This window comes from Dyadobacter sp. OTU695 (genome assembly GCF_038440355.1).
In the GTDB taxonomy this organism is placed as follows: Bacteria; Bacteroidota; Bacteroidia; order Cytophagales; family Spirosomataceae; genus Dyadobacter.
The window spans coordinates 1,232,683-1,254,316 of record NZ_JASATN010000001.1; the positions used below are offsets into that span (position 1 = coordinate 1,232,683).

The following is a 21,634-nucleotide window of genomic DNA, read 5'->3' on the forward strand; positions in this document are numbered from 1 at the left end:
TATTAGGACATCTGCGCCGAAATCCAATTGATTTGATCAAAATATCCATTTAATTCGCAGACAATCCGGCCGGATCTCTTTCCGGCCGCATACCTACTCCGTTCCTGTCGCGGGTTGCCGCGGGACTTTATCGATCAGTTTTTCAGGAACTAAAACAGGTATGCCTATGGATTTTCTACGATTTCAGGATCGCCTATTGCCTTTTCGCATTTTTACTGTCTGGCTGTGTTGCATTGTCATTGCTTCACTTACACAAGCCAAAGGGCAGGAAACACCAAAAGATCTCGTTCTGCAGGGCTCACCGGATTATGCAAGTCTTTCTGAAAATGGCAAACAACTCTTCGACGGGCTGACAAACAACCGTCGCTCACCTGTGGAGACGATTATCGTGCGAATGCGGCCCATCGAGGAAGCGTTGGTGAACAACCGCTTGTCCATCACCATTCCGGGACGGGCGGAGCGTTATGAAGTGCAAGTGAAAACCATCGAATATTCTGATGAGCGGAATTATAAAGTTTACGGAACGGTGGGCGAAAGTCTGCTGTCGGTATTGCTCACATCCCGCAACGGAATGAAAGGCGGTATGATCCAGGGGCCGGACCGGTCTTATGAGATCTGCGATCTGGGCGAGGACGGGCAGCTTCTGCTAGCGCACGAGAATGATTCCGGAAAGGCCAACTTTTGCACGTCGGGGGTCGGTGCGGCCATTCAAACCCAGCCGCAATCCGGTCGAAACGAGCGGGGCAGAATGCCGGGAGACAATGCGAAGATAGAGCCTTGTACGAGCGGTATACGGGTGCTTTTTCTGTATGGGAACAACGTAAGCCCAGTTTCGGCTACCAACCATGCCTATAATACCCTTGATGTGTTCAATCAGACGGTAACGAATAGTGGGGTGGCCGGTACCGCGTATGTACAATTGGCAGGGGTTGTGCAGACGACGTTTACGACAAAGAGCTACTATATCAAAGAAGATGCACTTGCTTTGAGCAATACAGCGTCTGTTCAAAATCTGTGCAATCAGAATAAGGCAGATCTTGTACTGTTGTTTTCCTGGGACGGCCACGATGCCGCGGGCGGAGTTCCGGATCCACCAGCTTATAAGCATCCTAACAGCAGCCGTAGTTTTGCGATCGTTGATTGGAACTACCCCAGTATTCCGGTAGTGGGAGCGCATGAGCTAAGTCATCTATTTGGCTGTAACCACGAGAACGAGAACTTCGGCCTGCCGTACGCGCAAGGATATATATTCTCGGGCGTCAATACATTGGTTGCAAATGGGAATGCACCAGGTAGTAAAATCCTATATTATTCCAATCCAAATAAAACCTTTGCCGGATCGCCAATGGGCGACGCTACTCATAATAATGCGAAGGTAATGACGGACAAGTCGCCGATCGTCAAGGCGTTCCGCCCTGAGCCTAATGTTTTGAATGGCTGGATTTCCGGGCCGACCAGTGGATATGCGTATCAGGTTTATACATACGAAGCTATTGCAAAATGTGGGAGCCCGCCTTATTCGTATCAGTGGAAGGAGTCTTCGGATGGGATAAACTATTCGGGTAACGGCACCGGAGAGTTTTACAATGTCGGGCTGTACCACAACGGCAGTCATCAGTTTTATCTCAAATTGAAAGTCACATCGTCAGATGGGCAGGTGTCTGAGAACTGGATGCAGATCTGGGTGGATGACGATCTTAATGGCGGATATCGGAAGGGGCAAAAGCAGGATGACTCATTGCAACCCGAGGGTGGTGAGGCGGTATTGCGGCCTAATCCGACATCTGGTCTGGTGGAAGTTGTTTTCAATGCCGAAAAAGCCATGAAAGTAGAAGCGGGGTTATCGGATTTGAACGGTCGGGTGCGTGTACAAAACCGTACTTTCCAATGCATAGCGGGGCGAAATGTGATTGCGCTTGATCTGGCGGGGAAGGGTCTGGCACCAGGTATTTACATTGTCACCATCCGCGGAGGCGGCCAGATCATTCGAAAAAGGGTAGTCTATCAAACCACATTTAAGCCATGAAACAATACAGCTATATACTAATCCTACTGTTCTCTGGCATATTATCCTGCGAAAAACATCCGCCCTTGAACCCGAGGATGGTGAACCAGTTTATCACCGGCGAAGTCAATGGCGTTCCATTCAAATCGGCAATGACGGTAGAACTGGGTGCATTTGTGAGACAAGATTGGTGCGACAAAGTTGTAATGGACATGGGCCTGGTTAGGAAGATCAGTGGGGAAGAATATCAGGTGATCATTCTGAATTATTTCCATGCCAAGCCGGGCAATTATGTACCAACCGATAGGTTTGTTAGCCATAAGAAAAACGCTGTGTGCTCTTTGGATTCAATCAACATCAGCTCATATTTCAAGTTGTTTCCGGGAGACGATATAACGACGGACGATTACAGACTCGTGGAAGGCCCATGGAACTACTTCAAGGTTTTTTACTATGATCCTGACAAGAAAGAAGTTCAGGGACAATTCGGCGCAAAATTTGTGCGGATCAATAAGCACCAGCGGGCGAAAACAGCGGTAGACACCATTACTTATACCAATGGCAAGTTCATCGTCTCAAACATGTATGTCCAGGAGGTCTTTACCGAGCCGCGATAGCGCCCAGTAAAGCAAAAGGCAGCCGCCCGATTTGACACGGGCGGCTGCTTGGAAAATTCTAAGAAACTTACAAACCGAACCCAACAGCCAGCCCCTTCACAGGACCGCTGAACGGAAATTTGTGCGTAGTGGCCCCCGTTGCCAGATCGAGCGTGTAGAAGCTGGTGTTGGCTCCTACCGTGAAAATTGCGTAACCTTTACCGGTGACATTACCAATGTCGAAGCCGATGCCCGGAGCTACGTCGATGCCGAGTGGTTTCGGATCGGCCATCACGCCGTTGTTGGGAGGGGTTTGTGTGTAAAGTGTGTTCGATTGGCTGTCAATGTCAAACAACATGGTCGATGAGGTGCCCGGGTAACTGTTTGTATAGGCAACAGCCGTAATGAATGGTGTTGGGCCCGCCATGCCGATTTTAAGCGGTTGGTCGACAGCCGTGGTACCGTCGGTGACGTTGATGCGCAGGTTTTGGCCATTGTCGCTCACGACGCGCAGGCGGTCGGCTACCGGGTTGAAATCGACGCCAAAGTAAGTGCCGCTGAGCATTACCGGCGTGTTATCTGCCAGTTTAAGGCTTGCAAGTTCAGTGGCAGCGCCGTTACCGAGGTCGATACCGTAAATCTTATTGTTGTTACCCAATGCGTAAAGTCTGCCGTTAGCCGGGCGGATATCGAGGCCTTGCAGCATAACACCCGGAATGGCGGGAATCATTTTGGTACCGTATTCCATCCCGTTTTCGGGATTGAAAATTTTCAACATTCCTCCGTCCGTTAATGCATAAGCAACCGGCATGGGTGGGATGGCGATTCCGATTACATTCACACTGGCAGGGAAATCTCCCAGCTTTTGAAGTTTTCCGGTCGTCAGATTGACAAAATCCAACTCCCATTTATCGCCGAATTTTACCGAAGCGATGGGATAGACGTCAGACGGGTTTACGTCGGGTGAAATATCGAAACCACCGACTTCCTGGATATTCAGCCCGAGTGGTCCAACCGGCACCAAACCGCCTGGATTGGGCGGGTTTTGGATGTATAGCATGTCGGTAGAAGCGTCGATATCGTAAAGTGTCGTGCCCGCGCCCGCAGGAGGGGCTGTAACGCCTGCACGACTGTTGGTATAGGCCACCGCACCGATCATCGGGTTGGCATAACCATTCAAGGGCGAGTCGCCCGGAACAATGGCGCCCGTTTCAGGATGAAGACGCAGGTTTTGCGTTGAGCTGGTCACCACACGAATGCGGTCGACGGTGGGGTTGAAGTCGAAACCGACATGGCCACTCAATGTAGCTGCAATGGGCGCCGTACCGATACGGGTTGCCTTTCCCTCCTGATCGCCGGCTTTGACATTCACCTGATAAAGGTTGTTCATCGAGCTGATCGCATATAACTGTCCGGTGGCGGGGCGAAAATCGATTCCTTTCAGCATATCGCCCTGTTCGAGGCCGGTTACCGCAAATGAACGTAACGGCGCAGCGGTGTTCCTGATATTAACCTCATGTAGCTGGTTATTATCCGACAATGCATAGAAGATCCTGTCGGGAAGCGAGGGTCCGGTGGGAGGCACGCGGTGATCGTCACAAGAGTACAGGCAGAGCGATAGGATGAAGGCAAAGGCAGCAAATACCGGCCTCATTCGAAAGTCGAGTAATTTCATAGGAACGTTATTGAGTTATGTGGTTTGATAAACCACATACGTTGGCAACGCGACTTTGGATTTATCCGTTATGTTAAATTTTCAATCTAATTTGATCTTACTGACTAAAACCAAAGTGCGGCCCGATCCAATGATCGCGCCGCATTTCTAACCCCGACCATTTTAACTATTCTACAAAAACTTTCAGGCTCTCTGAGGCGACGGATGCCTTGTTCTCGATAACCAAAGTGTAGACTCCCGGAGCGGCCGGGCCATTGATATTCACAAAGAATAAACCCTCGCCGCTGACTGCCTTAATCTTAACCGGAACGTCTTGACCCGCTGCGTTGTAAAGTTTCAAACCGGAAGCGCCGGGAGCGGAAACTGTAAAGCTTCCCGAGTTCGGGTTTGGATAAACAAATGCTTCGGTTCCTGCATTCACACGCGCAGCCACGATCCGTGACAAGGTAGTAGTCCCGTCAAAATCGCGTTGGCGAAGACGGTAGTAGTAAAGCATGGGACGCTGTACGTCCGAATCTACCCAGATATACTCGGAACGGGAAGAAGTAGTGGCATTACCTGCTACAAATCCGATGACAGAGAAGTTGATCCCGTCTGTGGAACGCAGGACATCGAACCCTTCATTTTGCTCTTCCCAGGTAGTAGCCCAATGCAATGTCACTTTTCCTTCATCGGAAGCAGCCGAGAAGGAGATTAGTCTCACCGGTAATGCCGGTTCGAGATGTAGCCCTACGAGTACCGGATCGTGGTCGGACGAGCGATATTGGTCGCCGCTGTAAAAGTTTGTAACCTGGCCAGCGGATTTGAATTCGGTATTATAATCGAGCACACTCGGTTCATCGGCATTAATATGGTATTTATCTGCGCCGGTAACCTGTTTCGCCAGCGACGAAGTCGCTAATGCATGGTCGAGCGAGCCGGTGAAGCCATCGAAAACATAGGAATAGGAAGTGGCAGGCAATAAGCTGCTGTAACCCGCATTGGCCAGGACGGTAATCGGATCTTCGTTTGCATAGGCATTCAGATCACCCAGGATGAGGTAATCGGTATCGGTGGTGCCGGTCGGCTTAGTTGCCAGCCATGCTGCAAGGTCTTGCGCCTGGCGTACCCGTGTGCCGTTCGACTCTCCCTGGCCGTCGCCCGCATCCGCGTCGCCTTCGCCATTGGCACTGGAACTTTTGGATTTAAAATGGTTGACAACCACTGTAAATTTTTCAGAGCTCTGAATTTCGGTAAATGTCTGTGCCAATGGTTTGCGGCCAACTACGTCGAATGCCGTCTGCCCCGTTGGATAACCGATGCTTGTTTGCCCATAGTGGTCGGGCATCGTGGCAGCGGCACCGTCCGGTGTAACTTTGGCTGGTTTGTAAATAAGCCCTACGGTAATTTCATCGGTTGCTATCGTTCCGGGGTTGATAAACGCATAAGTCCCGCTGGCACCGGCACGCGCATTGAGCCCGTTGACAAGATCCTGAATGGCACTGTTGGGGCCGTAATCGTCCCTTTCCAGTTCCATTAATCCAATCACATCCGCTCCCGAGGTATACAGTGCCTCGATCACCTTGGTTCTCTGGCGTGTAAATTCTGTTTGGGTGTCGGCCCCGCGCGAAGTTGGGAACCCACCGCCTGCGCCGTCGCCATTAAAATAGTTGAGCACGTTTGCGCTGGCAATTTTTAGAGTCGCGCCGGCACCGAGGTCGGGAGGCGTGGCAGGTCGCTCGTTGGCAGCAGTAAAGTTGACGCCCGAAGAAGTCTGAATGCGGTAACCTTCCAGTCTTTCATCGAGAATACCTGTAATGCCCGTAACCTGGTCGCCCCCGCGCAATGTATTCGTGGCGCTCAACGGATTCCCGCCGCGTCCGAAAATAACCGGGTCAGGATTTTGGGTGGTGCGTCCGTCGTCCAGATAGATCTTGCGTCTTGCGGTTTCGGAAAGGTATGCGGCGTAACCGGCCACGCTCGGGGCATTAAATTGCGTGTACTGATCCAACCGGCCGTCTGTCCCGGTCGCATTACCCGGGCCGTCTGCCGACAATACCACCTGACCATAGCGGCCCAGTTGGAAATATTCAGTGACAAACAGATTGCCGCTTGCGGCGCCTAAGTTAACCAGCATGCCTTCGTAGCGTTCCAGATCGGCGACATTAGCCACAGGCAGCGTCACATTGGTGATCGTCGGCAGAGTAGTGGTACCCAGTTTTTCAAAAGCGCTGATGGATTTTAGCTCGGTGAGACTGGTGGTAAAACCGCTGGTAGTACTTACAAAATCAATCACTTCTCCCGAAATGCGGACAAGGTCACCCGCTGCTACCGATACGACACCTGCGGCATCAGCCGCTACATTGTATACAAAAATGCCCTCGGAAGTAGTGGGATCAGCATCCGTATCGGCGTCTTCTTCCTGTACGTAAAAGCCGTTGAGGCCTGTCGAGCCCGTGAACGTGCGGGTAACAATTCCTTCGATCGTAAGCGGGCCTGTGAGTGCTGCCGAGCTGCCTGAGCCCTGGATCTGGTGAATTTTGGTGGCTACGACGGGCGGATTGCCAAGAATAATGCGTTCGCTTCTGAATTTTTTATAGTTCGGTTGTGCCAATTCCTTTGCAATGGTGCCATCGTTGTAAAAGATGTTGTCGCCATTGTCGACCAGCACCTGGATTTCGCTGTTGTTGGCAAGCGGAGAAGGCAGGTCCACTATCGATTCGAAGCTACCCTGTGCGTTCAGGGCCGTCAGGTTGGCCGAGCGAAGTACGGGAGCATCGGCAGGGTCACCGGTCCAGGTATAAAACCGGAAATCTTTTGGCGCAATGCCTGTTGCTCCGTCTGCCGGGCCGGCCAGGATCAGGTATTCCCCAGTGGCATTTCTTTTAATCTCACGAATGCCCCTGCCGCCCAGGTCGAGCAGGATCGGTGTTCCGAAGGTGGCCGGGCCGGAAGTCGGGTTGCCGGAGAAAAGCGAGGTCATATTCGTCCACGGCACGATCAGCGCGAGTGTGCGCGTGCTGGTGGATTGATAGGGAGCGCGGAAGCCGATGTATCCCGTTGTTCCATCGGGGGCAATAGTGAAACCTTCAATATTGAATCCGTCGAGCTGAGGGTCTTCCGGGATATTGCCGGGAGTGGCGCTGGCTACCAGCCCCAGCGCATTGCCATTTGCAACGTCCCAGGCCAGCAAGTCGGTTTTCAAATCATCATAACGGCCAATATAGGATAGTGTGGCAGCAGCTCCGCTCCCCGTCAAATCTGTTGCGAAAACGCGGCTTCTGTTCGGGCGGTTGTTGCCTCCGGATGCATTGCTGTGCGATCCAAGCCAGTAGATGCGGTTACCTATCATCACCGAGGATTCAATATCGACCTCCCGCGGAACGCCGCCGGAAATGTCGGTAAGGCCTAGCGACGAAGTGTAGTCAAAACCATTGACCGGCAAACCCGAGTTTTGGCGGTTGTAAAGTCTCAAAACCTGATTTTCATCATCGGCAACCAGCATATAGTCGCTGTCGACGGCCTGTGCGGTGGATGCATCGCTCACCTGCGTGTGAAAGCGTGTGGACGAGGGCGCGCCCGAAGCTGCCGAAGCGGCATATTTAATCACATACGAACTACTCAGCCCGCCATCCGATACCGTTACCGTAATATCGGTGTAACCTACTCCAACGGGTGTGATTTTAAGATTGCGGCTCTGGGCATCACCCATCGTGACGGACAGGTTTGCATCCGTTACCACAGCCGTATTGCTGCTCGTTGCCGTTACCGACAGTCCCGATGCCGTCGTCTCCACATCGCTCACATTGAATTCGATGCCCAGCGTGCTTGCTGGATCGGTCGGGTCGTTGATAACGCCACTTACAAATGCGGTGGGGCCTGCGGCCGGGCTGTTATCGGGAACGGATAGGTAGGCGGACGTACGTTCTGCATCGATTGCCGTTTCATTGTCAGCGATGATTACCGGCGCATTTTCGTTGGGCGCTCCGTCGTTGTCGGTGATGGCAATGGATTGTGCTGTTGTCGAACCTAACGCAATACCCGCCGACGCGCCTGAGATTGTCAGAATAGCGGTTTCAGGACTTTCTGCATCGTTGTCATCAGCAACGGTGAACGTCACAGAGCCTGTGGTGGCGCCGTTTGGAATAGTAATAACATTGCCGGACAAGATATAATCGGATGGCGTAACGGCCGTTCCGGAAACGGTAAGGTCGACAGTCTGGTCACCTGTCACGGCAACGGACGACGTGGCAGTGACGGTAATGACGGTTTGGGCCGCTTCGCTACCCGCGTTGCTGCTTACGGAGAGGTTTACCTGGGGCAACGTGGTACAGGACGTCAATGCGGCATCGCCGCTCGCAATGATCAGGCCCGCAGCGCCTGCCGTTGGGTTAACGGTGTTGATGGTTCCGGTAGGCCATACGCCGTCGTCATCCGTGGCACATCCTACAATGCTTGCATTCGCGGCGCTGAGTTGCTCGATGCGCCTTATGCCGTTTGCATTGTTATTAGGGATGATGGCGTTCCATCCACCCGGGGACGTCGTGTAACCCGGAACTACGCTGGCGATTGTCGTACCGATCGATTCGGCAGGCGCAATGTAAAGTGGACGGCCGCTGCCTGCGGTGTTGTCATAGATCGCAATCAGGTTTTTGCCCGTTGCTCCCGAGGTATTTTCTTTCAAAAATGAACCATTATTAACTCCGGCAGAGGTACTGTAAGCCAATGTTCGGATGGCTACATCGAGTGCTCGGCGGAACAGGATTGTCCCCGAATTATTGGCGATCACAATGGTTGGCAAAATCAAGCTCCCCGGATCAAACCTGGCATTGCCGGTGTTCACAAACCCGAACCAGCCCGTGTAGCTGCCGGAAGCGTCCGTCGTGAAAGACTCGTAACCACCCGCCGTACTGACGGACGGGCTGGAAGTATACGTGTAGGTGCTTCCATCAGAGCTGATGAGCAATGGGTTACCGGCTCCGGGGTTGGTCCCGCCCAGGTTGTCGGAGATGGCGGCCTGGGTGTAGAAACGGTAGGTGGTAGCAGGAGTCAGCCCGGTGACAGTCGCACGGTACATGACCGGTAGGCGGGTACTGGTGCCATTGCCCATGAATTGGGGCGTGAGCACGGAAAGAAAGCCGGATTGCGTGAGGTTTTGGGTTTGCCCGGCGAAGGCCGCCAAAAGGAACAGCCAAAGTATTCCCACGCGAGTCTTCCCGGACGAGCGCAAATTCGTAAAAGGTTTCTTCATGTTTTGAGATTGAATTGAATAATAGCCGGAACGATCGGAGAGTAGCCAGTGTGAGACTTAAATCAAGCTTCAAATTTCCTTTAAAAGGTGTTAGGGCGTCGCAGGCAGGAGATCAATAATATGTTATGATTGGGAGTCGTTGGGAAACATTTGCTTAACCGGCGTGCCGTTAAAAAAGGAGTGCCTGCCTTTCGTTTCCCGTCGGGATAGAAAAATAATCGTAGCGTTACATTTAATTAATAATCAAATGTTTAGTTTGAATTGATGCAACGTTGGTTCCGGGATAGTAGGATGCGAGGATTAACTTGAACTATCCTGCTAAAATGACAACGACGGGCACAGGTTACTGGAAACCTTCGACCATAAAGTATATATTGCCGGGAATATTCTCAACGATCCATCACTTTCACACATGCTAACATTCTCATTATCATCGCTTAGAGCGGTACTTACGTGTGCCGTTACCGTGGCCTCGGTAAGCAGCTCCCTTGCCCAGGGCGCGAGCGTGCTGAACACCTACGAACTGGTTCAGGACGGTGTTAACAACAGCTACCAGCAGCCGGTGCCCAAAGGGCCTACGTCTATCCCGCAAACCATGGCTTTCTTTTACAATAAAGGCGGAAGTACCGATGAGGGGATTTATTTCCAGAAGTTGAAATCGGAGTTGGCGGTGACATTCAGTTTTGACGACCAGCCATATATTAATGTACCCCAGCATGTAACGGGGATGACTTTCGGGGCAGCATCGGGCGCCAGCAGTACGCATGTGCGGGCGGTGCCGGTGATCAACACTAACTATTACTTCGAAGATACAGCCCGCAAAATCTTCACATCGCATCCGCAGGGGCCTAAGGGCAGGGGTGTGAACCTGTTTATGAATGCCGGGTTACAGATATTTCTTTCGGCGAAGCCATTGCTGGCCGCTAATGCACCTAAAACCGACACGAGCCGGTATTATTACGGGAAGTTGCGGCTACAATTCAACAAGCCGGTCAACGACCCGGTGATTTCGTTCATCGGCCTTGGCGCGACCACCAATTTCGGAGGTAAGAGGCTTGGTTTTGCCACGGAACTCGAATTGCAAACGCCATCACTCACCTTGACGAAGCTTTCGGGGAGTGACGAACTGCAAATCGACATGACCAAAACGAAAATCCTGCATTCCAAAACACCGATTACCGGCAACTGCGGCAATGGTGCAGCCTGTGGTAGCATACTGGTCAATGGGTCGCAAATCACTACGCTGATATTCAATGTTTACCTCCGGCCGGATGGCGGACCGGGTGTTTGGGGTACGGAGAAGGTCAGCAACTCGGGCGATATGTGGCACATTACAGTATCTCTGCCAGAGCAGTAGCCTCTTTTTCTTCCGGTTTTTCCGCCCGCATAATCCTCTCGCGGTGCATTTCTCCCCAGGTAATGAGCGATTCGATCACGGGCGACAAAGTGTCGCTGTAAGGCGTCAGCTCATATTCGATTGAAACAGGAAAGTCAGTGTAGACGTTTCGAGTGACAAATCCGTTGATTTCCAGCTCTTTCAGTTCGTTGGAAAGGACTCTCGCCGATATGCCGTGAATGGCCCGCTGGATATCGTTGAACCTTCTATGCCCTTCCGCAAGTGCGATAATGATCCGCAGCCTCCATTTGCCGCCAATAACATATAATGCGTCTCCGGCTGCATTCAGTTTGTGGTTGCATTGCACAGGAGTTGGCCTTGGCCCGTTGTGATGAGTAAATGCCATGTTGATGTCTGCTAACTAAAAGGTTATTACTAACCTTTTGTGTATTACTATCATTTGTATAGTAAAGGTAGCTGGTTTTGACAAAAAATCAAAACAGATATGAAAGCAAAAAAACGCTACGATCGCCGCATCGTTCCGCGACCCTTTGATTTTTTTGCCCGGGAAAACTTCGGTTAACGCAGACACCTGATATCAAGGTAACCTGAAAGCCATTACAGAGCCTGATGGATTTTCTTTGGTTCCGCCAACCGACAACGCCACGTATTGCTTGCCGCCGCTCATGTAAGTGCAGGCAGTCGCGTTGGCGATGCCTGGAAGGGTAGTTTGCCAGACGAGCTTGCCGGTTTTTTTGTCGAATGCGCGGAATTTGCGGTCCTGGGTGCCGCTAATGAAGATGAGGCCGCCGGCAGTAACGATCGGCCCGGCGGAGCCTTCCTGGCCGGTTTCGGGAGCTCCGCTTTCCTGGCGTCTTTCGTCGTTGCCCAGGGGTATCTGCCATTCGTAATCGCCTGTACTGAGGTTGATCGCATTGAGCGTTCCCCATGGCGGGCGCAGCGCGGGGTTGCCTTGCGGGTCACGGAAATGGCCGTAGGCAGTGAGATTGAGGTATTTGTCGGCCCCCTTTTGGGTTTGACCGGTTTCTTGCTTAGTCACTTTCGCGGAATTTTGCGGGCGGTCGAAAAGGAATGCGATAATGCCCTTTTCTTTTCCTTTGATCGCCGATGCGAAGGCAGGCATTTTTCCGCCGCCTTTTTTGATCTTGTCGAGCGCAGCCTCGCGCGTCATGCGGTTGCGCAGGCCGATGAGCGACGGATAGTTTGGTTCGTCGCCGTTTTTGTCCTTGCCATGGCATGCGACACAGTAGGTCGTGTACAGCGTTTTTCCCTGATCAAAAACTGTCTGGTCTTTGGCTTCCTGTTCCGGATCGACCTTTTTCATCGACTGGATTTCCGGTGAATCATTAGATTTTACAAAAAGTACCGTAGAAGCCGGGTCATAAGCCGCGCCGCCCCATTCCGCGCCGCCGCGGGTACCGGGGAGCATGAGCGTGCCTTTGAGGTCCGGCGGAGTGAACAGGCCCTCATACCGCAAAGAGCGGAATTTTTTGAAAATCGAGTCGTGCCCGGCGTCGGAATAATGTGTCAGGTCTGCCTCGGTCATCCATTGCCGGGCAAATGGCTTGGGTTTCAACGGGAATGGCTGTGTCGGCGACGCCTCTTCTCCCGGAATGTGCGACGCGGGTACCTTTCGTTCCTCGATTGGAAACAACGGTTCTCCGGTTTCACGATTGAAAACAAAAACAAACCCATGCTTGGTAACCTGTGCCACCGCGTCGATTTCTTTCCCGTCGCGTCTGACGGTCACCAGGTTGGGTGGCGCGGGCAGGTCGTAATCCCAAAGATCGTGGTGGACGAGCTGGTAATGCCAGATGTACTTGCCTGTTGCGGCATCCAGTGCCACCACGCTGTTCCCATACAGGTTATTGCCTTTCCGGTCGGCGCCATAAAAGTCGTAGGACGGGGAGCCCAGCGCCAGAAATACGATACCCCGGCGGATGTCCAGGCTCATTCCGGCCCAGTCATTTACGCCCCCTGCGTACTTGTAGGCATCTTTGGGCCAGGTTTTGTAGCCGGGTTCGCCGGGAAGTGGAATCGTATGGAATGTCCATTCCAGTTTGCCCGTCTTGCAATGATAGGCGCGGATATAGCCGGGCTGTGCGCCATATAGTTCGGAAACTTCGGCGCCCATAATGAGCAGATCTTTGTAGACAATACCCGGCGAGGTCGGGATTACTGAAATGGTCGATGGATCGTCGCGAAGGCCGACATTCATGCTCACCCGGCCATTCTCGCCAAAACCGGGAACAGGTTTCCCCGTTCGCGCATCCAACGCGAAGAGGTTATCGCCACCGGTAAAGAAGATACGTTTGTCCGGTTCGCCGCCGCTATCGCGCCCTTCCCAGTAGGTCACTCCGCGACTTACGCCACCACCTTCCGCCCCGTCGAACGGATCGAATGACCAGATCTGCCCGCCGGTTTCGGCATCGAGGGCATACGCCCAGTGCTTTGCGGAAGTTGTATACATGATGCCGCCGACAATAATCGGATTGCATTCGCTACTTCCTGCCCGGCTGCCCTCCTTTATGTCCTGATAGGCGTGCGTCCAGGCCAGTTGCAACTTGCTTGCGTTCGAGGTGTTAATCTGGTCGAGGCCCGAATAGCTGGTACTCTCCGCATCGGCCTTGTAAACGCTCCACGAACGGTCGGTTTGTTCCCGGTTTTGATAGGCTACCAGCCCGGCAAACGCAGCAATAGCGGATAGTGTGAGCAGACTTTTTCTGAAAGACCGCTTTTGAAATTGGTTAATTCCAAACATAAAAAGGGAAGCAACGCTTCTTCGTAAGGTTTAGGGAACGCGAGATATCGTTGATACTCATGCTGTAAAGGCATTTGGGGCCGCGTTTTACTATTGTGTTGAGAGGGAGGAGGGAAGAAAGGGAGGATGGAGGAAAGGGAGGATGGAGGATTGGGAGGAGGGAGGAAAGGGAGGATTGGGCGCTCCTGGTTATTTCAGGAGCGCTTCGAAGATTCTGACCATGATGTATCGTAACAGAAGCGGGAGGCTGCTGCTAATGGCTGCAACACCCCGAATCGCCCTTGAAATCTTCATACTTGTCGTGGTGGCGCATCCAGTCCATGGTACCATCCTCATTTCTCCCTTTCGGCGTGAGATCGAGGTAGTTGTGCGCGCCGATGAGAATGTCGCCGCCCCTGGAATAGCTGGAATAGGTGTGGAAAATGTTACCTGTCCGGTCTTTGTAGAACACACTTGTTCCGGGCGATTCGGAACCCTCGTCGTGTTTGGAATACTCAAAATTATAATAGATAGTGCCATTCTTTAATTGTTCGTTCGTGAAAGACACATGGTAATCATAGTTGAAATCGCTGCCGTAGGATGAAACCCAGTTGAATTTCCAGCCCATCCGTTTTTTGAAAGCAAGGAGTTTTTCCAATGGTGCCCGGGAAACGACTACCACCGAAACGTCGTGGTGTTTCAAATGGAGATTGGCGCCATCGATGTGGTCGGCCAGGAACGAGCAGCCCGGGCAACCTTCTTCCCATTCCGGGGCAAACATGAAATGGTAGACGATGAGTTGACTTTTGCCATAAAAAAGATCGGAAAGCCATAGTTTCCCCTCTGTACCCTCGAAAATATAGGCTTTATCGACCTTCACCCAAGGCAGCTCGCGCCGCTGTCGGCTAAGCTCGTCGTTGAGCCTGGTAAGTTCTTTTTCCTTTTTAAGAAGGTCCTTTCGCGCCTTCGTCCATTCTTCCCGGGATACGGCCCTGTGCGTTGCGAGGCCTTCTTCCAGGCGGTCGGCCATGGTGTCTAATTGCTTTTCCATTCGTTTCCGGATTTAGTTCAATACAAAACTCACGAATAAATCGGGTAAACAGCGAGTGTAAAAACGTCTATTTGAGGGGGTGTTTGAGACAAATTGGAATTTTGAAATATTAATACCGGCCTATCTGCTTCTGGTACGATTCTTTACGCCTTCAAGCCACACAATTAATCATGTTCATCAACTAAATATAAATCGTCATGAAATCTTTGAAGTTGAATATCATCGCATTAACCATATTGGGTGGAACCGCAGTCGGCGCAAGTTCAGCACTGGCGCAGACCACCACTCCGGCAGCTACACCATCGAGTACGCAGCCCGCTACTGTGCCGAGTACGACACAACCGTCGACCTACCCGAGTAATACCACGCAGCCTAAAACGGTCCCCGGAGCCACTGTGCAACCGTCCGATTTGCCGGGCGCTGTGAAACCGGGTACTACTGTAACGCAGCCATCGCCAACAACGGTGCCAAGCAGCACCACGCAGCCATCGACCGTGCCGTCAAGCACCGTGCCAAGCAGTGTTACCACGCCAAGCAGTACGACATCACCCAGTAGTCCGTCTCCGACCGTTCCCGTAACCCCGACCGATCCGAACGCCGTTCCACGCACAACCACTCCGGGCAACTTGCAGCAAGGCTCGAACCCGCGTAACAGTAACGTGCCGAGAAGCACCATTCCGGGTACGACGACAGACCCATCGCAGGTCCCTCAGAGTACTACTATTCCTTCCTCGAATGTGCCGGGCAGCAGTACCACCCCGACCAAAATTCCATAAGGGCCGGTGCCGGTATGAAATAAGAAAATCAAAAGAATCGGAAGCCGGGCATTTCATGTGCCCGGCTTTTATAAAACTTCTCAACCTAAAAGCAAATAGCAAATGCCAAGCATAATAAATCGTGATGAGACGGGACGACTGGAACCGGGAGTGGTTCTGGCGGTGTCGGGGGCAGAGTCGGAGAATGATGCGATCCTAGCTATCGAAAACTTCCTGCGGGTAAACCGGAAGGAGCACTTGGAATTAGCCGTGCCCGAAAAATCTGAGGATGGTACTTTTGAAATCCGGTTGGAGTAAATAGCCGATCGGCATTAAGACTTGTCTTTCAGGCCGGATTCGATCTGTTCTTTTCCAAGGGCCATGGCCTCGAATTCTTTCGCTGGATCGAACCAGTTGTTACCGCTCACATCGGCGATCGCCGCGACTTTTCCGTGGCGTATTTCCACGAGAACTTTCGAGCTTTTCAATTCGTCCCAGTTATCGACGCGGCAAACCTGCATACATCTGTAAAGGAACCTGCCCAGATACGGCGGGTCGGCAGACTCGCCTCCATTCATACCGGACAAAAATACTTCGTGCCCACCAAACGTATATTTCACTCCTTTCAGATTCAGTTCCAGTTCGGCGGTAACGTATAATTGTCGGTGGGTGTAGATATGTACCGCCTTAATTGTTCCAATTTCCATCATAAATTACGTTGATGTAGGAGATATAAGGCACCAAAACCATGCCGATGTACCCCTTCTTTTTCGTCGATAATGTTGTTCGGCCCCATTATGCCGTTTGAACGGCAATATATACGTTTCAGGGTAAAAATGTAGTAGTAGTATTACGAATTGTTTAGAATTACGCGTATTTTTTAAAAAATATGTTGTAGAAAAATTCTTCAAAATGTTTCAGGCTGACCCGGTAGAACCATATTTTGGCAAAAATTTTTTGCCATTTACGAAAATGCAAGGGTATGGAAATGAGGTGTTAACATCTTTCTCAAAAGGTTTTAACACAAATTGTTTCCCGCTATGAAAACGCTGCTGCTGGCTTCGCTTTTTCTTCATCAGGCTTTGCGTATGTATACGCCCCCGAACACCGCCTGCAACGTGGCTGCGGAGTGCTTGACAACCTTACAGGCAGAACGGCAGGGTGCCTACCTGTTCCCCGGGTTCGTAAAGGGGGTGGTTTACTTCCGGAACGGCACAAAGCAGACGGCGCTCCTGAATTACCACCGACTGAGTGGCCAGATGCAGTTTCTGAATGCGCGGACGGATACATTGCTGTTTACGGCCAAGTACCTGATCCATTACATTGAAGTGGGGCAGCGCAGGTTTCTGCTCACCGAAAAGCACGCGGATATGGAGGTGATCGGAGGCACAGGCCGTGTCCTCTTGGCGGCAAAGGTACAGCCCGAACCGGCAGGGAATAAACTCAGCCACTCGGGTCAGCATTTTTCGGCCTCGGAAGGTAATGCTGCCCACGCATTGATGGTAAGTAACAACGGAGGGAATTTTCAATGGGAAAACAATGCCTCCGGTCACCACTGGCAGGTGAAGCCTACCTATTTCCTCGTCGATCGGAACAGCGTTGCGCATCCTGCATCGCGGCGCGCCTTCATGGCCGTGTACGCCCGCAACAGACGTCCGCTTGCACGCTACCTGCGCGACAACCGTATTGATTTCAACAATGCGGAAGATCTTCAAAAGCTGCTCGTCTTTTGCGACGGCCTTACCTCCCTTTAGCTAAAATTGGCCGTTTGAACATTTGAAGGGAAATCAGAAGGTAATTGTCCGCAATTGGTTAAGTTAGCGTGTTGAAAGTGATGTATTTACAGAAAACTGCGCGCTATGAAACTACCTTTCCTACTGCTTTTTTTACTTCTTGCCGTAAAGATTTTCGCACAGGAATCCGGCAGTGATTTCCTCACTTCCGACATTGCACAGCTCGAAAGCAGGAGCGCGGGGCTACGGGTCAATGCGGCCAGTCTGCGCGTCATTGCCTCTAACAATTTTGATGTGAAGTACTACCGCTGTGAATGGGAGGTTGATCCGGCGGTTAATCATATCAAGGGCAGCGTAACGTCCCATTTTGTGATGAGTACTGCGGGAACCAGTATAACCGTCGACCTTTCAAATGCATTGACGGTCTCGGCTGTGCAGCAGCGGGGTAGCAATGTCGCCTTTGTGCATGCCGGCGATGCGCTGACTATCACATTGCAGAACCCGCTCGCGCCGGGGACGAAGGATTCAGTTACGGTCAGCTATGAGGGGGCTCCGCCTGCGGCCAATGGTGCTTTTGTCGTTACCACGCATGGTCCGTCCGCTACACCGGTTCTCTGGACATTAAGCGAACCCTACGGCAGCCGCGACTGGTGGCCGTGTAAAAACGGCCTCGACGATAAGGCTGATTCGCTGGATGTTTACATCACGCATCCTGCAACTTACAAGGCAGCTTCAAACGGACTCCTGCAAAGTGAAGCCGCGGTGGCGGGTTCTAAAATCCGGACGCATTGGAAACATCGCTACGCAATCGCAAGCTACCTGGTAGCGATTGCGGTGACCAACTATATCGTACTGGACAACAGCGTTCCGATCGGAGGGACCAATGTCCCTTTCAAGACGTACTGTTACCCGGAGAGCCAGGTTACCTTTCAGAACGGCGCGTTGAACGCCCTTAATGCGATGGTGCAGTTCAGTAATCTTTTCGGTGATTATCCCTTCAAAAACGAAAAATACGGCCACGTCCAGTTTGGCTGGGGCGGAGGAATGGAGCATCAGACCTGTTCTTTCATGGTCAACATGGGCGAAACACTCATTGCCCATGAGCTTGGGCACCAGTGGTTTGGCGATAAGGTCACCTGTGCGAGCTGGCAGGACATCTGGCTGAACGAAGGCTTTGCGACGCATCTTGCCAGCATTTATACGGAGGCGAAATATCCGGCCAATACGAAAACGACCCGTGCCAATGAAATCAACACGATCACTTCGCTGCCCGGCGGCTCGGTGTGGGTAGATAATGTGAATGATGTAAACCGGATTTTCAGCAGTCGCCTGAGTTACCTGAAAGGATCACATTTGCTCTATATGCTGCGCTGTATCCTGGGCGACGCTACGTTTTTTGCTGCCGTGAACAACTACATTAACGACCCCGCGCTGGCTTACGGCTACGCTACCACGGCAAACCTGAAAGCCCACCTGGAGACGGCCAGCGGGAAAGATCTGACCTATTTTTTCGACCAGTGGTTTACGGGGCAGGGATATCCTTCGTACCAGGTAGAATGGTACCCGACGGGCAATTCGGTGCAGGTCAAACTGAACCAGACGCAATCGCATGCATCGGTCGGTTTTTTTCGGTTGCCGGTGCCGCTGCTCTTTCGCAATGTCGGCACCAATCAGCAGAAACTGGTCATTTTTGAAAATACTACAAACGGGCAGTTTTTTGTAGATAACCTTGGTTTTGAGGCCACGGAGGTGATTTTTGACCCGGACGTTTGGCTGATCACGCGGAATAATACACTTACTAAAACCTCTGGACCGCTGCCGGTAGTATTTAGTCAATTCAGTGCGGAATGCCGGGGTAACAATGCGCGGCTCAGCTGGGCTACGACGGACGAGGTGAATGCGGATTATTTTGAAATACTCGGCAGTAAAGACGCCCGGAATTGGAATGCGATCGGTACGGTGCCGGCAATAGGTAATTCGAAAGAAACGAACGAATATTTTTTTTATGTAGAGACTGCATTAAACCAGGGTTATTATCGCATTAGAGAATATGATACCGATGGAAGCACGCAGGAAACGCGGATTGTGGCTGCGCAATGCGGTGGTGCCGAGCCCTTGAAAATTTATCCGAATCCGGTTACGGATTCTTTTACGCTCGAAAGCTCGCTAAACAGAACGTTCCCGGGTAAAGCGCCGGCCAAAGGTCTGTTGCTGTATAACTTAAAGGGAAACTGTTTTTTGCTTGAACCCATAGCTGAGCATGGTAGGGCATTTACATTTGACGCACGGTCATTAGCGCCCGGACTGTATTTCGTGGCTCCCGGCAATGGGCAGATGATCTCGAAATTATGGAAGAGATAGGCGGCAGAATCTCACTTTCAAAAGAACTCACACTATAAACAAACGAACAATGCAAGCTTTATTACTTTCCGCGTTCCTTGTAACGCACTTGATTCCAGGGCTTTTGAGAGGCCCTTATCTTCAATCCGCCACAGCTACGAGCATTATCATCCGCTGGCGAACTGACGTTCCCACGGACAGCCGTGTAGCTTTCGGCCCTGCACCCGGCTCATTCACTGAGCATGTCGATAGCGCGGCACTGAGGACAGAGCATGAAGTGAAGTTGACCGGACTGCAACCATCAAAGCGATATTACTATTCGATAGGCTCTTCCCAGGAAGTATTGCAGGGCGATTCCGACAATTTTTTTGAAACCGCCCCACCGCCGGGGCAGCATGGAAAATACCGAATCGGGGTGTTTGGAGACTGCGGCAACAATTCTGTGAATCAAATCAACGTACGCGACAACCTGGCCGGTTTTCTCGGAGATAACTACATGAATGCCTGGCTATTGCTCGGCGACAATGCCTATCAGGCAGGGACGGATGCCGAATATCAAAGTGGTTTCTTTAATATTTATAAACAAAAATTTTTAAAGCAATCGCCGCTGTATCCGTGCCCGGGCAACCATGACTATGCCAATAATGCGCAGCGCCAGGTTGATCACGCGGTACCTTACTATAATATTTTTACCCTTCCGGTTACCGGTGAGGCTGGTGGTGCCGCCTCGGGGACAGAGGCTTTTTATTCATTTGATTATGGTAATATCCACTTCCTGTCGCTCGACTCCTATGGCAAGGAAAACGGCGCCACCCGGTTGTACGACACATTAGGTGCGCAGGTTCAATGGATTAAGGCGGATTTGGCAGCCAATACAAATAAGGAATGGGTAGTGGCGTACTGGCACCATCCACCGTTCACGAAAGGTTCCCACAATTCCGATACAGAAACAGAACTGGTGAATATCCGCGAGAATTTTATCCGGATTCTGGAAAGGAATGGCGTTGACCTGATACTTTGTGGCCACAGCCACGACTACGAGCGTTCGAAGCTGATGAAGGGACATTATGGCGTGGAAAGTTCGTTCAATGCCGCCGATCACAATATAAGCCAGTCGTCAGGCAAGTACGACGGTTCGCCCGACTCATGCCCGTACCTGAAAAAATCATCGGACAACCAGGGCACCGTGTACGTGGTCGCCGGTTCGGCAGGTCAGTTGGGCTCGACGAAGGCCGGTTACCCGCATGACGCACTGCCGATGGCAGATAGCCAGCACGGCGGCGCCCTGCTGCTGGAAGTGGAAGGGAAGCGACTGGATGCCAAATGGATTGCGTCCGATGGGATTGTTCGTGACCAGTTTACGATTGTGAAAGATGCCAACGTCAAGACATTGTTTGCAATCGAGAAAGGTGAAAGCGTCACGTTATCAGCTTCTTACGTGGGTGAATACCAATGGAGTACCGGTGAAAATACCCCGGAGGTCACAGTGAGCCCAGCGACTACAACCGAATACTATGTACATGACGCCTACGCCTGTCTTTCCGACAGCATGACGGTGGAAGTTTCCGATCCGCTGCCCGTGCAGTTGATTAATTTCTCGGGCTCGTTCGGGAATGGAGCCGTCGATTTGCGCTGGCAAACGAGCGAGGAAACCAATGCAGGTCATTTTGTAATCGAGCGGTCGCTGGACGCGCGCCAATTCAAACCTGTTGGCGAAGTTGCCGCCACAGGCGACTCGCGTGAAACGAGGAACTACTTTTACCGCGATGCGGAAATCGCGGACCGCGGGGGAAAATTGTACTACCGGCTTGTCGAGGTGGATTTGGATGGCCGGCAGCAGACTTCAAGGGTCATTGCCGTATCACTCGCTAATGCGAATGACAGCTGGATTCGCGTGCAGCCCAACCCTTCAAACGGAAAAGAAATTTCCGTAGAAATTGCAGAACAACTGGGTAATTGTGAATTAACCCTGACTGATATAACTGGTCGCCTTCTTGAAAAAAGCAATGTGTTTTCAGACAAAAAACCGCTTAATATTTCTTTCGGAACGAGAAAGTCCGGGGTTTACATTATTACTTTGATTATCAACGGTGATAGCATTTCAAAGAAAATAATTGTTGAATAAAATTTAATATTCAATCATATAATTCCA

The 21,634-nt window shown here is 51.6% G+C and carries 14 protein-coding genes; 8 read left to right on the top strand and 6 right to left on the bottom strand.

The features are described from left to right. Nucleotides 1–166: 166 nt before the first annotated feature. Complete coding sequence (locus tag AAHB90_RS05025) at nt 167–2,026, top strand: T9SS type A sorting domain-containing protein (protein ID WP_342083820.1); 1,860 nt, start codon at nt 167–169, stop codon at nt 2,024–2,026. After that, nucleotides 2,023–2,622, top strand: coding sequence for a hypothetical protein (locus AAHB90_RS05030; protein WP_342083821.1), 600 nt, complete (start codon nt 2,023–2,025; stop codon nt 2,620–2,622). The genes AAHB90_RS05025 and AAHB90_RS05030 overlap by 4 nt, the downstream gene beginning before the upstream one ends. 67 nt (nt 2,623–2,689) lie before the next feature. On the opposite strand, the gene AAHB90_RS05035 is transcribed toward AAHB90_RS05030, so the two are convergent. Beyond that, nucleotides 2,690–4,276 carry a DUF4394 domain-containing protein gene (locus AAHB90_RS05035; RefSeq protein WP_342083822.1) on the bottom strand — a complete coding sequence of 529 codons (1,587 nt, stop codon included), beginning with the start codon at nt 4,274–4,276 and terminating at the stop codon, nt 2,690–2,692. A gap of 166 nt (nt 4,277–4,442) precedes the next feature. Then, nucleotides 4,443–9,506: an ExeM/NucH family extracellular endonuclease gene (locus tag AAHB90_RS05040; protein ID WP_342083823.1), complete on the bottom strand. Its 5,064-nt coding sequence runs from the start codon at nt 9,504–9,506 to the stop codon at nt 4,443–4,445. 412 nt (nt 9,507–9,918) lie between these two features. Here AAHB90_RS05040 and AAHB90_RS05045 point away from each other — a divergent pair, with 412 nt between their 5' ends. Continuing rightward, a complete protein-coding gene (locus AAHB90_RS05045; protein WP_342083824.1) occupies nt 9,919–10,863 on the top strand; it encodes a hypothetical protein in 945 nt (314 codons plus the stop codon). Here the strand turns inward: AAHB90_RS05045 and AAHB90_RS05050 are convergent. The 3 genes from AAHB90_RS05050 to AAHB90_RS05060 form a co-directional block, all read right to left on the bottom strand. Then, nucleotides 10,838–11,248: a winged helix-turn-helix transcriptional regulator gene (locus tag AAHB90_RS05050; RefSeq protein WP_342083825.1), complete on the bottom strand. Its 411-nt coding sequence runs from the start codon at nt 11,246–11,248 to the stop codon at nt 10,838–10,840. The genes AAHB90_RS05045 and AAHB90_RS05050 overlap by 26 nt on opposite strands. A 192-nt stretch (nt 11,249–11,440) precedes the next feature. Further along, entirely contained in the window at nt 11,441–13,624 is a 2,184-nt protein-coding gene (locus AAHB90_RS05055) for an outer membrane protein assembly factor BamB family protein (RefSeq protein ID WP_342083826.1), read from the bottom strand. Nucleotides 13,625–13,877: 253 nt separating this feature from the next. Further along, on the bottom strand, nt 13,878–14,654 hold the full coding sequence (locus AAHB90_RS05060; RefSeq protein WP_342083827.1) for a DUF899 domain-containing protein: 777 nt from the start codon (nt 14,652–14,654) through the stop codon (nt 13,878–13,880). A 197-nt stretch (nt 14,655–14,851) separates the two neighbouring features. On the opposite strand from AAHB90_RS05060, the gene AAHB90_RS05065 reads away from it, so the two are divergent. Both AAHB90_RS05065 and AAHB90_RS05070 read left to right on the top strand, forming a co-directional pair. Continuing rightward, nucleotides 14,852–15,430 carry a hypothetical protein gene (locus AAHB90_RS05065; RefSeq protein WP_342083828.1) on the top strand — a complete coding sequence of 193 codons (579 nt, stop codon included), beginning with the start codon at nt 14,852–14,854 and terminating at the stop codon, nt 15,428–15,430. 102 nt (nt 15,431–15,532) lie between these two features. Continuing rightward, nucleotides 15,533–15,727 carry a hypothetical protein gene (locus AAHB90_RS05070; RefSeq protein ID WP_342083829.1) on the top strand — a complete coding sequence of 65 codons (195 nt, stop codon included), beginning with the start codon at nt 15,533–15,535 and terminating at the stop codon, nt 15,725–15,727. A gap of 14 nt (nt 15,728–15,741) precedes the next feature. On the opposite strand, the gene AAHB90_RS05075 is transcribed toward AAHB90_RS05070, so the two are convergent. Further along, nucleotides 15,742–16,119, bottom strand: a complete 378-nt coding sequence (locus AAHB90_RS05075) for a hypothetical protein (RefSeq protein WP_342083830.1) — start codon at nt 16,117–16,119, stop codon at nt 15,742–15,744. 330 nt (nt 16,120–16,449) lie between these two features. On the opposite strand from AAHB90_RS05075, the gene AAHB90_RS05080 reads away from it, so the two are divergent. From AAHB90_RS05080 to AAHB90_RS05090, 3 genes are all read left to right on the top strand, one after another. Next, entirely contained in the window at nt 16,450–17,163 is a 714-nt protein-coding gene (locus AAHB90_RS05080; RefSeq protein ID WP_342083831.1) for a hypothetical protein, read from the top strand. Nucleotides 17,164–17,268: 105 nt separating this feature from the next. After that, nucleotides 17,269–19,503, top strand: a complete 2,235-nt coding sequence (locus AAHB90_RS05085) for a M1 family aminopeptidase (protein ID WP_342083832.1) — start codon at nt 17,269–17,271, stop codon at nt 19,501–19,503. A gap of 49 nt (nt 19,504–19,552) precedes the next feature. Beyond that, nucleotides 19,553–21,607: a metallophosphoesterase gene (locus AAHB90_RS05090; RefSeq protein ID WP_342083833.1), complete on the top strand. Its 2,055-nt coding sequence runs from the start codon at nt 19,553–19,555 to the stop codon at nt 21,605–21,607. Nucleotides 21,608–21,634 lie beyond the last annotated feature (27 nt).